Source organism: Longimicrobium sp. (assembly GCF_036387355.1).
In the GTDB taxonomy this organism is placed as follows: domain Bacteria; phylum Gemmatimonadota; class Gemmatimonadetes; order Longimicrobiales; family Longimicrobiaceae; genus Longimicrobium.
This window is the reverse complement of record NZ_DASVTX010000426.1, coordinates 1-14,590: the sequence shown is the minus strand read 5'-3', so window position 1 is coordinate 14,590 and position 14,590 is coordinate 1. Positions and strand designations below refer to the sequence as shown.

The following is a 14,590-nucleotide window of genomic DNA, read 5'->3' as shown; positions in this document are numbered from 1 at the left end:
AGCGCAGCGCTGCGTCGTTGCTTCCGTCACGCCGAACCATGGCGCGGAGTCGAAGGATCTACTTGCCGCCGAGCCAACTTCGCGGCAAGCACGCCCGTTCTCGCAGGCATAGCAGATCCTTCGTCGGCGCCAGAATACCGTGTCACCGCAAGTGCCTCCGGCGCCTCCTCAGGATGACAAGCGCTTGCGATGGAACAAGTTGCAGCCCGAAAACCAGCGCCGGACCTGGCGGCCCAAGGGCGGCCCACGCGAGAAACACAGCGCCCGCACCTTCCCGCCAAGGGGGAAGGTGCGGGCAGGGAGTGGTGACGGACGGCGGGCCTGTTACGCCGGAACGCTCGTCGGGGCTGCGGCCGTGGCGTGTTCCGCACGGGCGGCGGCCAGAATCCCGCGCAGTTCGGGCGAAAGCGCCGGCAGGTCGGACGCGGGACCGGCGTTGGTCACCAGAAACCGCTGCCGCGTGGGCGACCGCCACAGCGCGCCGTCCGCCCCCTCGTGAAGAAGCGCCACCCTCCAGCCATGCGAGAGCGCCCAGAGCATCAGTTCAAGATCGCTGTTCACCGGCCATACCGCTGCGTAATGGGGAAACGAACCCTGCTCCCCCTCATGCTGGCGGCGCGTGCCCGGCGCACACAAGTACGCACGTAACAATCGATTGTAACGCTTTTCGGCACGGGCGTCTCCGGGTCCGGCGACCGGCGCGTAGCGATGGCCGCACGCTGAATCGAAGGGGCCCCGATCCGTCAGGAGAGCAGCGCAGCGCAGTCCCGGGCGCGCTGGAGCAGAAGGGCGCGCTCCCGCTCGTTCCGCGTCAGCGCGGCGGCGCGCTCGAACTCGGCGCGGGCCTCGTCCGCGCGACCCAGCCGAGCCAGCAGGTCGCCGCGCACGCTGGGGAGCAGGTGGTAGTTCCTGAGCGACGGCAGTTCCACGAGCTGGTCCGCCAACTCCAGCCCCGCCGCCGGCCCGAACGCCATCCCCAGCGCCACCGCGCGGTTCAGCTCCACCACCGGCGACGGCGCGGTCCGGGCGAGCGCCTCGTACAGCGCGGCCATGCGCACCCAGTCCGTTTCTGCCGCCGTGCGTGCGCGCGCGTGGACGGCGGCGATGGCCGCCTGCAGCGCGTACGGCCCCGGCGCACCGCCGCTGAGGGAAAGCGCCCGTTCCAGCGCCGCCAGCCCGCGCTGGATCAGCAGCGTGTCCCACCGGCGGCGGTCCTGGTCCAGCAGCAGCACCGGCTCCCCGCCCGGCCCCACGCGCGCCCCCAGCCGCGACGCCTGAATCTCCATCAGCGCCACCAGCCCGTGCACCTCCGGCTCGCCCGGCATGAGCCCGGCCAGAATGCGCCCCAGCCGCAGCGCGTCTTCGCACAGCGCGGGGCGCACCCAGTCGTCGCCCGCCGTGGCGGAATATCCTTCGTTGAAGATCAGGTAGACGACTTCCAGCACGGAGGCCAGCCGCGCGGAAAGCTCCGCCGCCCGCGGCGCCTCGAACCCCACGCCCGACTCGCTGAGCGTGCGCTTGGCCCGCACGATCCGCTGCGCGATGGTGGGCGTGGGCACCAGAAAGGCCCGGGCGATCTCTTCCGTCGTCAATCCGCCCAGCATGCGCAGCGTGAGCGCCACGCGCGCCTCCGTGCCCAGCACCGGGTGGCAGCAGGTAAAGACAAGGCGCAGCAGGTCGTCGCCCACGGCGTCGTCCAGCGCGGCGTCCAGCTCCGCCTCCAGCGATCCCGCGCGCGCCTCCAGTTCCCGCCCGAGCTCCTGGTGCTTGCGGTCCAGCAGCTTGTCGTGGCGAAAGCCGTCGATGGCGCGGCGCTTGGCCGCGGCCATCAGCCACGCGCCGGGGTTGTCGGGCACCCCCGTCCGCGGCCACCGCTCCAGCGCGGCCACCAGCGCGTCCTGCGCCAGGTCCTCCGCCAACCCCACGTCGCGCACCATGCGCGCGAGTCCGGCGATGAGCCGCGCGGACTCGATTCGCCACACGGCGTCGATGGCGCGGTGCGTATCGCCTGCCGTCACCGCGCGACCGGTTTCAGGGACGCGCGGCGGTGCGGCGGCGCGATCAGCCATCCACCGGATCCGCGACGTGCGTGCTCCGCGGCGGGCGCCCGTTCCACGCGGCGCACAGTTCGTCGGCAAAGCGCACCAGAAGGTATTCCGTGTGCGGAAGCACGCCGCACGCCTCGTTGGCGCAGCGGATGCGGACGCTTTCGCCCAGCCACGGGTCCGTCTCCAGCGTGGCGCCCGCGCCGCAGAACGGGCACGGACGCAGCAGCGCGGTGCGGGGGGAGGGCGGCGGGGCGGCGGTTTCGCTCACGTCGGAGATCCTGGATCCCTGGTTTCCGAACGGGTTCGTCGCGTTCGCTGCCCGGGGGCGATGCGCACCGGTCGCGTGCTCACGGCGCGGCAGGCGGGGCCGGGCGCGCGGTGGCGGCGGTGGCGCGGTCGAATCGGTCGCGCAGTTGCAGCGCATCCTCCTCGCCCAGCGCGGCGACAATGCGGGCGTGCGCCTCCGTCCACAGCGGCAGCGCGGCAGCCACGCGGCGCTCGCCCTCCTGCGTGAGCAGGACGATGCGCACGCGCCGGTCGGTGTGCAGCCGCGTGAGGAACAGCAGGTTCGCGGTTTCCAGCGGCTTCAGGTTGCGAGAGAGGGTGGTGGCGTCCATCACCAGGATCTCCGCCAGCCGCGCCATGGTGGCGCCCTGCTCGCCGAACATGGCCACGGCGTTGAGGAGCGTGAGCTGCGTCGCCTGAATGCCGAGCGGCCGCAGCGCGTCGTCGTACATGCGCGTGAGGGCGCGAGACACGCGGCGCGCGCGAAAGCACAGGCAGTCGGCCGTCATGGTGCGGGCCGCGGATTGATGGTCCATCATGATGCATGCATATGCATGTTTCACCCCGTCCGCAAGACCCATTGCGGCGGAAAGGGAGAGACGTGGCGCGAGTCAGCCCCCGCTCGCAGTCGTGGGCGGCGCGAAGCCGCCAACCACGACAGCACCGGGCAGAAAGGACGGTGCTCGGATCCTTCTCACCCGCGCGGAGTTCGACGCCTGACAAAGGTGTGATACAGAACGCTCCAGAGAAGCCACAGCGCCATCGCGGCACCGGCCCCGGCCAGCATTCCCCGCCTTTGACCAATGGCGGTTCCGGTGCCGGAGCTCAGCATCACGACAATCGATTCCACCCAGCGTGGCTCCTGGCGGTCCAGGAACCAGCACCGGAGTTGGCGTGCAAGCATCTCCCTCTCAGGAGCCAGGTGCGGCCGCGCGGGATTTCAGGTGTTCGCGGACGAGGGCGCTGTCGCCGGCTTCCTGCACGTCCGCGGGAAAGTCCGCCATGTCGAACACGCGGCGCAGTTCCAGGAAGCGTTCGGTGGTCACGGGGCAGCGGCGCGCCCACTCCACGGCCTCTTCCCTGGATTTCACCTGGATCATCCAGTACCCGCCGATGACCTCGCGCGCCTCGCTGAACGGGCCGTCCACCACACGCGGCCGGCCGCCGTCAAAGTAGACGCGCGCGCCCTGCGAGGTGGGGTGCAGGCCGTCCAGCGCCAGCAGCACGCCCGCCCGGGCGAGTTCCTCGTTGTACCGCATCATCGCAGCGACGGCCGTGGCATCGGGCATGGCGCCCGCTTCGGCGCTGGCGTCCGGGTAGATGAACATCAGGAAGCGCATGGTGGTGCTCCGGGTCGCGGGTCTCAAGGCCGGCGCGGCGGGCGGAACTGCCCGCGCAATCACGGCCTCATCCACACGTCGAACGAGGCGCACCGATTTCGACACGCCTCCCCATCAACCACAAACCGCCACCTTCCGGATCCACAGAACCGCCGTCCGGCTCGCAGAACTCCGCGGCGCAGCATGCCGGCCGCCACGCCCCTCCCGCGGTTCCCCGGCGTCCTCCGCTTTCCCCGGTGTCCTCCGCTCCCCCGGCCTCCTCCGCGTGAGATGCCGTTCCCTTCATCCGCGAGATGCCGTTTCCGTTCATCCGTGAGATGCGATCGCCGTTCAGCGCATCTCGTCATCCACGCCCGGACGGGGCCGCGCACCGAACCCGCCGTCATCGCGCGCCACGCTGTCCTTTACGGCCGAGATGGTCCGGCGCGTCTGAGCGATGACGCTTTCCGTGCGGGCATGCACGTCCTCGCGCTCCGCGGACAGGGATGACTGGGCCAGCCGGAACGCGCGCACGCTGATCTCGCAGGCGCGGTCCAGCAGGCGCCCCAGCACGCGCAGCGCGGCGTCCCGCTCCGGCGCGTCGCGGCGGCGCAGCAGGGCATCCACCTCCTCCTTGAGGGCCGAGAACTCGGCCCGCAGCCCCTCCTCCGTCCACTGCAGCCGCGCGCGCTGCGCGCCGTGCCGCTCAGAAATCAGCCGCTGCAGGTCCGACCCGTCGCGCAGCAGATCCGGCTGCCCGCCTGTTTCGCCCAGGATCACGAGCGACTGCGCGATGTCGGCCAGGAACGACGAGACGTGGTCCTCGATCTCGCTGTCGGTGAGCGTGGCGGCCGCGGGAAACACCGGGTCCGCGCGCACGCGGTCGCGGTAGGCGGCCACCAGCACGTCCACGTCTGCCTGCACCGCCTTTCCCGCCACCACCAGCCCCGCGGACGGGGGATGGACGGCGTGGCGGTCCACCGGCGCCGCGTCCGTGGTGGGGAGCCAGAGGGTGAAGCGCGAGCCGCGGCCGGGCTCGCTGCGCGCCGTAAGGTCGCCCCCCATCAGCCGGGCGTACTCGCGGCTGATGCTGAGCCCCAGCCCGGTGCCGCCGTGCGCCCGGGTGTGCCCCGTGTCGGCCTGCACGAACGGGCGAAAGACGCGCTCCAGAAACCCGGGCTCGATTCCGATCCCCGTGTCGTGCACGCGGATGCACAGCCAGGGGCCGCCGTCGCGCAGCCACCCGCCGGAGCCGGGCTCGCCGCGCACCTGGCAGTCCACCGAAATACGCCCGCCGGCCGGGGTGAACTTGACGGCGTTGGACAGCAGATTGGCCAGAATCTGCCGCACCCGGTCGGCATCGCCCAGAAAGCGCGCGGACTCGCCGCCACAGAGGTTCTCCAGCCGCAGCCCGCGCTCCGCCGCCTGCGGCTCCACCAGTTCCAGCGCGGCGGCCACGATGGGCGCGGCGGCGGCGGGCTCGCGCGCCACCGTCATGCGCCCGGCCTCGATGCGGGCCAGGTCCAGCACGTCGTCAATGAGCCCCAGCAGGTGCAGGCTGCTGGAGCGGATGCGCCCCAGGTGCTCGCGCTGCGCCGCCGTAACCGGGCCGCCGATCCCCATCTCCAGAAGCTCCGTGTACCCCATCATGGCGTTGATGGGGGTGCGCAGCTCGTGGCTCATGGTGGCCAGGAACTCGCTCTTGGCGCGGTTGGCGGCCTCCGCCTCGGCGCGGGCGGCGCGGGCGTCGTGCAGCAGGCGCTCGGCCTCGCGGCGCGCGAGCACGTGGTCCGTCACGTCCATGCCGTGGGCGATGATCCCCTCGCGCTCTCCGGCCGCGTCCAGCAGCGGAATGTAGGCGAGGTCCACGAAGCGCTGCTCCGGCGCCTCGCCCCGCGTCCGCGCCAGGGTCACGGGCATCTCCCGGCCGATCATGGGCTCGCCGGTCTGCAGCACCCCGTCCAGCAGCTCCTGAAAGCCCTGCCCGCGCACTTCGGGAAGGGCGTCCAGCACCCGCTTGCCCAGGATGTCGCGGTCCCCCACCAACTGGTAGTAGGCCTCGTTGGCCAGCTCGAAGACGTGGTCCGGCCCGCGCAGCACGGCCAGAAACGAGGGCGCGCGGTGAAAAACGAAAGCGAGGCGCGCGCGTTCCACCTCCAGGTCGCGGAACAGGCTTTCGCGTTCGGACTGCAGGCGGCGCGCTTCCACGTCGCGCGTGGTTTCGATGGCGGTCACCAGGACGCCGCCCACGGCGCCCGCCTCGTCGCGGATGGGGCTGAAGCTGAGGGTGAAGAACGTTTCGTCCGGCGGCGCGTCGGGGCCGTTGCGGTGCAGCGTGTAGGGAGCGTCCACCACCGTGGCCGTTTCGCCGGCCTGCGCGCGGGCGAACAGCGGCCCGTTCAGGTGCCACACCTCCGGCCATACCTCGGTGGTGGGGCGGCCGAGGGCCCACGGGTGCTTGGCGCCGGTGATGGGGATGTAGCCGTCGTTGTAGATCTGGATGAGCCGCGGCCCCCAGCAGACGACTTCGGGGAACCCGGAGGCGAGCGCCATTCCGGCGGCGGTGCGCAGGCTCTGCGGCCACGTCTCCACGGGCCCAAGCGGCGTGGACGACCAGTCCAGCGCCCGGCACCGTTCGCGCATCTCGCCGGGCCCGGCAAAGGGGTCCGGAACCTCGTGCTGCTCACTGCGTTGAGCCACCATCGCTCCCGTGACGAGTCCATGCGCGTTCCCTCCGGCCGCGTGCGCCGGGGATGGCGGAGGCGGGCGGCGGAGCACGTCGTGTGCCCGCACGCCCGTTCATCGCGCCGGGATCGTCGATCTTGCCATCCCGGAGGTCACCGAGGAACGGCAACAGAAACCGGAAGGGCTCTCACAGAGGCACAGAGACACAGAGGAGAAGAACCACCTTTCCGCTTTTCTCCGCGTCGCTGTGCCTCCGGGTGCACTGTCGTCGCTGTTGCAGTTCCCCCTATTCCCTATTCCCTATTCCCTATTCCCTGCCGTCCCCACAGGCAGCATCAGCGTAAACGTACTCCCCTGCCCCACCACACTTTCCGCGATCAGCTCCCCGCCCATGCCGCGCGCCAGGTCGCGGCTGATGGCCAGCCCCAGCCCCGTGCCCTCCGCCGTGCGCGTAAGGTCCGACCGCACCTGCACGAAGGGCTCAAAGATGGCGTCCAGCTTGTCCGCGGGAATGCCGATGCCGCTGTCCGTGACGCGGAACAGCACCGCGCCGTCCGCCACGCCGCACCACAACCCCACCCGCCCCCCGCGGTCCGTGAACTTGACGGCGTTGCTGAGCAGGTTGGCCAGCACCTGCAGCAGCTTGTCCGCGTCCGCGCGCACGATGAGGCCGGGGTCGCGAAGCACCACCTCCAGCTGCAGCCCCTTGACCCGCGCCTGCGGCGAGACCAGGGCCTCGGCGCTGTTCAGCACGTCGCGCACGGCCACGTCGCTCACCTCGTACTGCACCGCGCCGGTCTCCAGCTTGGCGTAGTTCAGCACTTCGTTGATCAACCCCAGCAGGTGCCGCTGGCTGGCCTGAATGCGCAGCAGGTCGTCGCGCTGCTGCTCCGTCACCGGGCCGCGCACCCCCATCTCCAGCAGCTCCGTGTACCCGCCGATGGCGTTGAGCGGGGTGCGCAGCTCGTGGCTCATGGTGGCCAGAAACTGGCTCTTGACGCGGTTGGCCTCTTCCGCGGCGGCCGTGCGCTCGGCCAGCTGCTCGGCGCTCCAGCGCAGCTCGCGCGTCTGCGCCTCCAGCCGCGCCGCCTGCGCCTCCATCTCGCTGGCGCGCTGCGCCAGGCTGCGGGCCAGCGCGCGCGCCTCGGCCTCGCTCTCGCGCAGCGACAGCGAGAGCGACCGGGCGCGCAGCAGAATGGCGACGCGCGCGCGCAGCTCCGGCTTTTCAATGGGGGTAATGATCAGCTCGTCCACGCTGCGCCACACGTGCCGGGTGATCATCTTTACGCCCGGCCGCGACGTGATCAGGAGCACCGGCAGCAGGGTGGGCTGCTCGCGCGCCTTGCGGGCCTGCACCCGCTCCCACAGGCGGTCCAGCGCGCGTCCGTCCAGAATGCAGAGGTCAAAGTCTCCGTCCAGCGCGTCGTCGCCGTGCGGCTCCACCAGCTCGTGGTCGCGCGACAGCTCGGCGGCGAGCAGGGAGCCGTTCTCCTTCTGGTCCAGCAGCAGAAGAATGCGGCTGGCGCGGGGCACGGGCACCGGCGGCGCGGCGGCCTCGGCGTCCCGCGGCGTTCCGGGCGCGGAAGAAACGCTCACGCCGGCCCCGGGCCGGGCTCGTCCACCCACTCCGGCGTTCCGGTCAGCACGCCGCGCAACCCGGTAAGCGGCTCGCCCACGAGGACCCCGTCGCAGGTGATCTCGATCTCGCGCAGCGTCTTGGAAAAGTCGCCCAGCCGCTTCTTGAGCACCCCGATGGCCTTGCGCAGCTCGCCCCGCACTTCCAGGTAGCGCAGAAAGACGAGGTTGTCGCACAGATAGCTGATCCCCGTCTCCGTCGCCTGAAACTCGCCGGTGATCCCCCGCACCTCGTTGGCCAGGAGGACGGTGACGCCCATGTTCTTGAGGTAGCGCCCCAGTGCGTGCAGGTGCGTCACCAGGTCGTCGCCGGCCAGGGTGAGCTCGTACCCGGCGATGCCGTCGATCATGACGATGCGCGCGTTGTTCTGCTCCACCTCGCGGCGCACCATGAGGGCGAACTCGCCGGGGGAAAAGCGCAGCGGCTCCACCTCCACCACGTCGAGCGAACCCTCGTCCACCATGCCGCGCACCGGGATGCCGATGCTGTCGCACCGGTGCAGAATGGTGTCCAGCTGCTCTTCAAAGGCGTAGATCACGGAACGCTCGCCGCGCGACGCCGCCTCCTTCATGAACTGGATGCCCAGCGTGGTCTTGCCCACCCCGCTGGGCCCGCTGAGGATGGTGATGGTCCCCCGCTCGATTCCCCCGCCCAGCATTTCGTCCAGTTCCGGCACGCCCGACGCGATCTGGTCGGCCGTGAAGCTGCGCTCGTGCGAGCCGGGCACCAGCCGCGGGTACACCTCCATGCCGTGGGCGGTGAGGCGCATGGAGTGGGCGCCCCCCTCGAAGTCGCTGCCGCGGAACTTGGCGATGCTCAGCGTGCGCCGCACCACGCCGTGCACGGGCGAGATCTCCAGGTCGATGATGCCGTCGGCCATGAAGCGCAGGTCGTCGTCGGACACCGTCTGGGTGGGCTCGGAACTCAGCAGCACCGTGGCGCCGTGGTCCACCAGGTAACGGACGAAGGAGAGCGCCTGCTTGCGGAACTGAAAGCTGTCGGAGGCCAGGTAGCGCAGCGTGGTGACCGCGTCCACGAACACGCGCACGGGGCGCAGCTCCTCCACGATGTGCATGATGCGCTGCGTGGTGGGGTCGCGCTCCACGTCGGCGAGGGAGAAGATGTCGTAGCTCTGGTTCTGGACAAAGAACTCGTGGGTGGGGCTCAGGTCCAGAACGGTGACGCCGTTCAGGTCCAGCCCCTGCGAGGCGGCGTCCTGCCTCAGCTGCGCCTCCGACGATTCCAGGCTGATGAGCAGCGCCGCTTCGCCGTTCGCCACGCCGGCGAGCAGAAAGTGCAGCCCCAGCGTGGTCTTGCCCGTGCCGGGCCCGCCGCGCACCAGGTAGGCCCGTTCCGGGATGAGTCCGCCGTGCAGGACCTCGTCGAGGCCGGGCAGGCCGGTGGGGCGGCGCGGGGTACCGGTGGTCAAGTGCGTCTCCGTACGTGTGAAGGGGCGCGGGTCGGAAGCCCGCGTTTGCAATCCGCTCGCCAGAGGGAATCCGGGACGGCGGGAGTGCTGAGTGCTGAGTGCGGAGTGCTGAGTGCTGAGTGCTGAGTGCTGAGTGCGGAGTGCTGAGTGCTGAGTGCCCAGTGCCCAGTGCCCAGTGCCCAGTGCCCAGCGCCGAGTCCCCAGTCCCCAGTCCCCAGTCCCCAGTCCCCTATTCCCTATTCCCTATTCCCTATTCCCTATTCCCTATTCCCTATTCCCTATTCCCTATTCCCTATTCCCTGGCTTCCCTGCTCTCCCCCACCCTCCGCCACCCCGCCAGACTCACCTGCTCCGCCTGCTCCAGCATGCGGGCCACGAGCTCCAGCGCGGCGTCCAGCGAGCTGCCGCCCAGCGCGGACAGGTCGGCGCGCAGGGCCTGCTCCACTTCCTCGCGCAGCACGCCGTATTCGTGATGCAGGGCCTCACGCGGCCACCCCAGCCGCGCGCGCTGGGCCCCGTGCAGCTCCGCGATCACGCGCTGAATCTCACTGCCGTCCTGCAGAATCGCGGGCTCGCCGTGCCCCTCGTCCAGCCCGATGAGCGAGTTGCCGATGTCCACCAGAAAGGTGGGCGCGTGGTCCTCCAGCTCCGAGCGGATGAGCGCTTCCGCGCCCGGGTAGCCGCTGGCGCGAAGCCGGTCGCCCAGCGCGCGGGAGATTCCGTCCGCGCGGCGGGCCAGCGCGTGCCCCACGTCGCTCAGGTGCGCCACGGTGCCGGGCCCGTCCGCCCGCGCGCCCGCGGCGGCCTCCTGCACCGGCGCCGGCGCGGCGGGGAGCCACAGGCTGAAGCACGACCCCACCCCCACCTCGCTGTGCACCACCAGGTCGCCCCCCATCAGCCGGGCCAGGCGGCGGCTGATGGTAAGGCCCAGCCCGGTGCCGCCCGTCTGCCGCGTGTAGCCGCTCTCCACCTGAACGAACGGGTCGAACACCTCGCGCAGCTTTTCCGCGGGAATGCCGATCCCCGTGTCCTCCACGTCCAGCCGCAGCCAGGGGCCGGCGCCCTCGGCCTGCACCCCCTCGCCCGCCTGCTCGCGCCCCGTGCAGCTCACCGTCACCCGGCCGCCGCGCCCCGTGAACTTGAGGGCGTTGGAAAGCAGGTTCAGCAGGATCTGCCGCGCGCGCGCCGCGTCGCCCCAGTACGCCGCCGCGGACTCGGGCGCCACCAGGCTGCGCAGCTCGATCCCGCGCTCCGCGGCCAGCGGGGCCACCAGTTCCACCGCTTCCCGCACGGTGCCCGCGGCGGGGACGCGCTCGCGCTCCACCTCGATCTGCCCCGCCTCTACCTTGGCCAGGTCCAGCAGCTCGCCCACCAGCCCCATCAGGTGCGTGCTGCTGGCGCGGATGCGCTCCAGCTGGGCGTTCTGCGTGTCCGTCACCGGGCCGCTGATCCCCATCTGCAGCAGCTCGGTGTACCCCAGAATGGCGTTGATGGGGGTGCGCAGCTCGTGGCTCATGTTGGCCAGGAACTGGCTCTTGGCGCGGTTGGCCGCTTCCGCCTCGGCGCGGGCCTGGCGGGCGTCGGCCAGGTGCTGCTCGCGCTCCTGCTCCGCGCGGCGGCGCTCGTCCACGTCCACGTTCACGCCCAGCATGCGCAGCGGCTGCCCCTGCTCGTCGTACACGAAGCGGGCGCGGCCGGAGAACCACCGCGACCGCCCGTCCGGCATGCACGCGCGAAAGTCGTAGTCCAGCTCCGTGCGCCGCGCCGCGATGGATTCCTGGATGGCGCGCTCCACCACGCGCGCGTCCTCGGGCACCACGCGGCTGCGCCACGCCTCCAGCCCGCCGCGAAAGGAGCCGGGCTCCAGCCCGTACAGCCGCTCCAGCGCGGGAGACCACAGGATGCGGTCTTCGGGGATCATCCAGTCGAAGCTGCCGATGCGCCCCGCCTCCTGCGCGAGCTGCAGCCGCTCCTGGCTGATCACCAGGTCGCGCAGGGCCCGGGCGCGCTCCAGCGACTCCCAGCAGCGCTGCACCACGGCGCGCACCATCTGCACCTCGTCCGCCTCCCACCGGCGGGGCCGCGCCTGGTGCACGGCCATCCCCGCCACGAAGCGCCCGTCCTTGAGCAGGGGGACGGAGATGACGGCCTGAATGCGCGTCTGCCGGTACGCGGCCAGGTCGGCGGGGCCCACGCGCGGATCGTTGTCCACGTCGTGCACCACGTACACCTCGTCGGCGCGGCTCAGGCGCAGGGCCTCGGCGCTGAAGTCCGACATGCGGAAGCGGCCCACGATGCTGGGCATGCCGTCGCGCGTGTAGTCGCCGGTGATCACGAAGGTGTCCTGGTCGTCCTCCACCTCGGCGTAGGCGCAGCGGTCGGCCCGCATGTACTCGCCCAGCATGCGCGCGGTGACGGCCATCAGCTCGTCCGGGCCGCTGAGCGGGGCCAGGGCGCGCGCCAGCTCCGCCCAGAAGCGGTCGCGCGCCTCGGCCTTCTGCTGCCGGGTGATGTCGCGCACCTCCAGCACCGTCCCGACGGGCACGCCGTCCTGGTGCACGGGGCGGGCGCTGCACAGGACGGGAAAGAAGGTCCCGTCGCGGCGAACGAATTGGTCGTGGTGTTCGGTGACGGCCACGTCGTCGCGCAGCGCGCTGCCGAGGGGGCACTCGTGGATGGGGTACGGCCGCCCGTCCGGCCGCGTGTGGTGCACCAGTTCGTGCACCACGGCGCCGCCGATCTGGTCCGGGCCGTATCCGGACATGGCCTCCCACGCCGGGTTCCACAGCAGGGCGCGCCCCTCGGCGTCCATCAGCACCAGGGCGGAGGTCGCGTTGTCCAGCACGGTGCGCAGCAGGCGGCGGGCGTCGTCCAGGTCGCGGTTGGCCCGGTTCAGCTCGTCCGCCCCCATCTCCAGCTCCACCTGCACCTCTTCCAGCTGCGCGGCCTGGGTCTGCAGCGCCTCGGCCTGCATCTCCATTTCGGCGGCCTGCTCCACCAGCACGCGGGTGGCCCGCCACTGCTCGGTGGCGTCGCGAACGGTGAGCACCGCGCCCCCGCCCGCCAGCGGCGCCGCGCTCCCCTGCGCCACCCCCTCCGTGCCGTCCGCCCGAACGATGCGCCACTCCGTCTCCGGCACCGGCTCGCCCCGCGCGGCGCGGGCCAGCGGCGTAGCGTGCGGCGGCATGGGCGCGCCCTCCGGGGTGCGCCACGACGCGGCGTACGCTTCCGGCCCCGCGCCGTCCGCGAGCGGGCCCAGGAGGGCGCGCGCGGCGTCGTTGGCCCAGGCGATGCGCCCGTCCGCGTCCGCCACCACCACGCCGTCGGGAAGCCGGGCGAGGATGGTGGACGCGTTCTGGATGGGGAGTGTGGAGCCGCCGGGGGAGTCCAAGGGGTCGGGCATCCGGATGATTGCGAGGAGACGAGCCTGGCCGTCTGCATCACTGCACAGAGCAAGCCGCCAGCTTACGGGTCATCGGATGGAAAAACAACTTCGTTGCTCGCAGAGGTCACGGAGGACCAAGGAGGTCACGGAGGCACGTGGACGGGCATCCACGCGGGCCGGCGGGGCACGCAGGCCCAGAGGCCCAGAGGCCCAGAGGCCCAGAGGCCCAGAGGCGCAGAGCGACGACGGCGAGAGAATCGTCCCCGTCTCGTGCCTCTGCGCCTCAGTTGAGCTTTCCGGCCGCGCGTGCGGAACGGGCCGGCTAGTGGTCGTCCTCGCCGGTCGGGGCCGGGGCGGACGAGGACACACCGGGGCGGGCTTCATACACGATCTGCCCGCCCACCATGGTCAGCACGCTCACCGTCCCCGGGAGGGCGTCGGGGGCCACGGTGAAAATGTCCTGCGACAGCACCGCCAGGTCCGCCAGCATTCCCGGCGCCAGGGTGCCGCGCTCGCGTTCGGCAAAGGCGGCGTACGCCGAGCCGCGGGTGTACGCGGCCACCGCCTGCTCGCGGGTGAGCGCCTCGCCCGGCACGTTGGGGTGCAGCGTCGCCAGCATCACATTCAGCCCCGGCTCGCGCGGCCCGTCGCTGCCGATGGCCAGCGGCACCCCGGAATCCAGCAGCGTGCGCAGCAGGTTTACCCGCGCCAGCCGCTCGCTCCCCCAGCGCGCGTTCATCACCTCCGGAATGGCCAGGTGCGCCGGGTTCTGCACGATCACGATCCCCAGCGCGCGCAGGTCCGCCAGCTGGTCGCGCCCCACCGCGTCCGCGTGCTCCAGCCGGGGCCGCAGCGCCCGCCACGCGCTGTCCGGCGCTTCCGCCCGCATGGCGCGGATCACCAGCGCGATGGTGCTGTCGCCCACGGCGTGCAGCATCGGCTGCTCCCGCCGCACCAGGGCGTCGCGCAAGATGGCCCGCAGGGTATCGAAGGCGAAGTTCATCCGCCCGTGCCATCCCGCACGGTCCGCGTACGGCCGCCGCATCAGCGCCAGCCGCTCTATGGGGGTGCCGTCCAGGATCCACTTGACCCCGGACACGTGCATGGTGGGGCCCAGCACCGTGTCCGCCCCCGCGACGCGCCAGTCGGTGCGTCGCGTGGCGGGAAGGGGAAAGCGGATCACGCGGTGCCGCGCCCGCATCCCCGCCCCGCGCGCCCCGATGGCGCGTGCGGAGGCGAGGTCGTACGCCAGCGCCATGTCCTGCACCGAGGTGATCCCCAGCCGCAACCCGCTTTCGCCGTAGCCGCGCATGGCCTCCGCCAGCAGCGAGTCGCCCCGGGCCAGCGCCAGCCGCCGGTCCACCTGCAGCATGGCGTACTCGTCCACGCGGCCGATGGGGCGGCCCGCGGCGTCGCGCGCCAGCCATCCGCCCTGCGGGTCCGGCGCGTCCAGCAGCCCCGCCGCGCGCAGCCCCGCCGTGTTCAGGATCACGCCGTGGCCGCTCCATCCCCGCAGCCAGACGGGATGATGGGGCGCCACGGAGTCCAGCAGCGCGCGCGTGGCCCGGGGGTCGTCGAACACCCGCCCGCCGATGCTGCTGGTGAGCCACTCTCCCGCGGGCGCCCTGCGCGCCGCGGCCGCCAGCGAATCCGCCAGCACGGCGAGCGTGGGGTCCGGCGTGGGGCCGCGGTCCGCCACCACGCGCACGCCGCGCACCCCGCCGGCGCCCACGTGGGCGTGGGCGTCGTCAAACCCCGGTACCACAGTGCGCCCCCTCAGGGCGATGCGGCGGGTGCCGGACC

10 protein-coding genes are annotated in these 14,590 nt (G+C 71.9%); all 10 read right to left on the bottom strand.

What is annotated here, in order from left to right; all coding sequences use genetic code 11:
* Positions 1 to 324: 324 nt before the first annotated feature.
* Positions 325 to 561, bottom strand: a complete 237-nt coding sequence (locus VF665_RS18620) for a hypothetical protein (RefSeq protein WP_331054959.1) — start codon at positions 559 to 561, stop codon at positions 325 to 327.
* A 182-nt stretch (positions 562 to 743) separates the two neighbouring features.
* A complete protein-coding gene (locus VF665_RS18615) occupies positions 744 to 2,018 on the bottom strand; it encodes an RNA polymerase sigma factor (protein ID WP_349263151.1) in 1,275 nt (424 codons plus the stop codon).
* A gap of 43 nt (positions 2,019 to 2,061) precedes the next feature.
* Complete coding sequence (locus VF665_RS18610) at positions 2,062 to 2,316, bottom strand: hypothetical protein (protein ID WP_331054957.1); 255 nt, start codon at positions 2,314 to 2,316, stop codon at positions 2,062 to 2,064.
* Positions 2,317 to 2,395: 79 nt separating this feature from the next.
* A complete protein-coding gene (locus VF665_RS18605) occupies positions 2,396 to 2,872 on the bottom strand; it encodes a MarR family winged helix-turn-helix transcriptional regulator (RefSeq protein ID WP_331054956.1) in 477 nt (158 codons plus the stop codon).
* 372 nt (positions 2,873 to 3,244) lie between these two features.
* Positions 3,245 to 3,673, bottom strand: a complete 429-nt coding sequence (locus VF665_RS18600) for a YciI family protein (protein WP_331054955.1) — start codon at positions 3,671 to 3,673, stop codon at positions 3,245 to 3,247.
* A 330-nt stretch (positions 3,674 to 4,003) separates the two neighbouring features.
* Entirely contained in the window at positions 4,004 to 6,352 is a 2,349-nt protein-coding gene (locus tag VF665_RS18595; protein ID WP_331054954.1) for a PAS domain-containing sensor histidine kinase, read from the bottom strand.
* 285 nt (positions 6,353 to 6,637) lie between these two features.
* Positions 6,638 to 7,933, bottom strand: a complete 1,296-nt coding sequence (locus VF665_RS18590) for a hybrid sensor histidine kinase/response regulator (RefSeq protein WP_331054953.1) — start codon at positions 7,931 to 7,933, stop codon at positions 6,638 to 6,640.
* Entirely contained in the window at positions 7,930 to 9,402 is a 1,473-nt protein-coding gene (locus VF665_RS18585; protein ID WP_331054952.1) for an ATPase domain-containing protein, read from the bottom strand. Before VF665_RS18585 ends, VF665_RS18590 begins: the two co-directional genes overlap by 4 nt.
* 292 nt (positions 9,403 to 9,694) lie before the next feature.
* On the bottom strand, positions 9,695 to 12,805 hold the full coding sequence (locus VF665_RS18580; RefSeq protein WP_331054951.1) for a PAS domain S-box protein: 3,111 nt from the start codon (positions 12,803 to 12,805) through the stop codon (positions 9,695 to 9,697).
* A gap of 304 nt (positions 12,806 to 13,109) precedes the next feature.
* The coding region (locus tag VF665_RS18575; protein ID WP_331054950.1) for an amidohydrolase at positions 13,110 to 14,590 on the bottom strand (1,481 nt) is incomplete at its 5' end.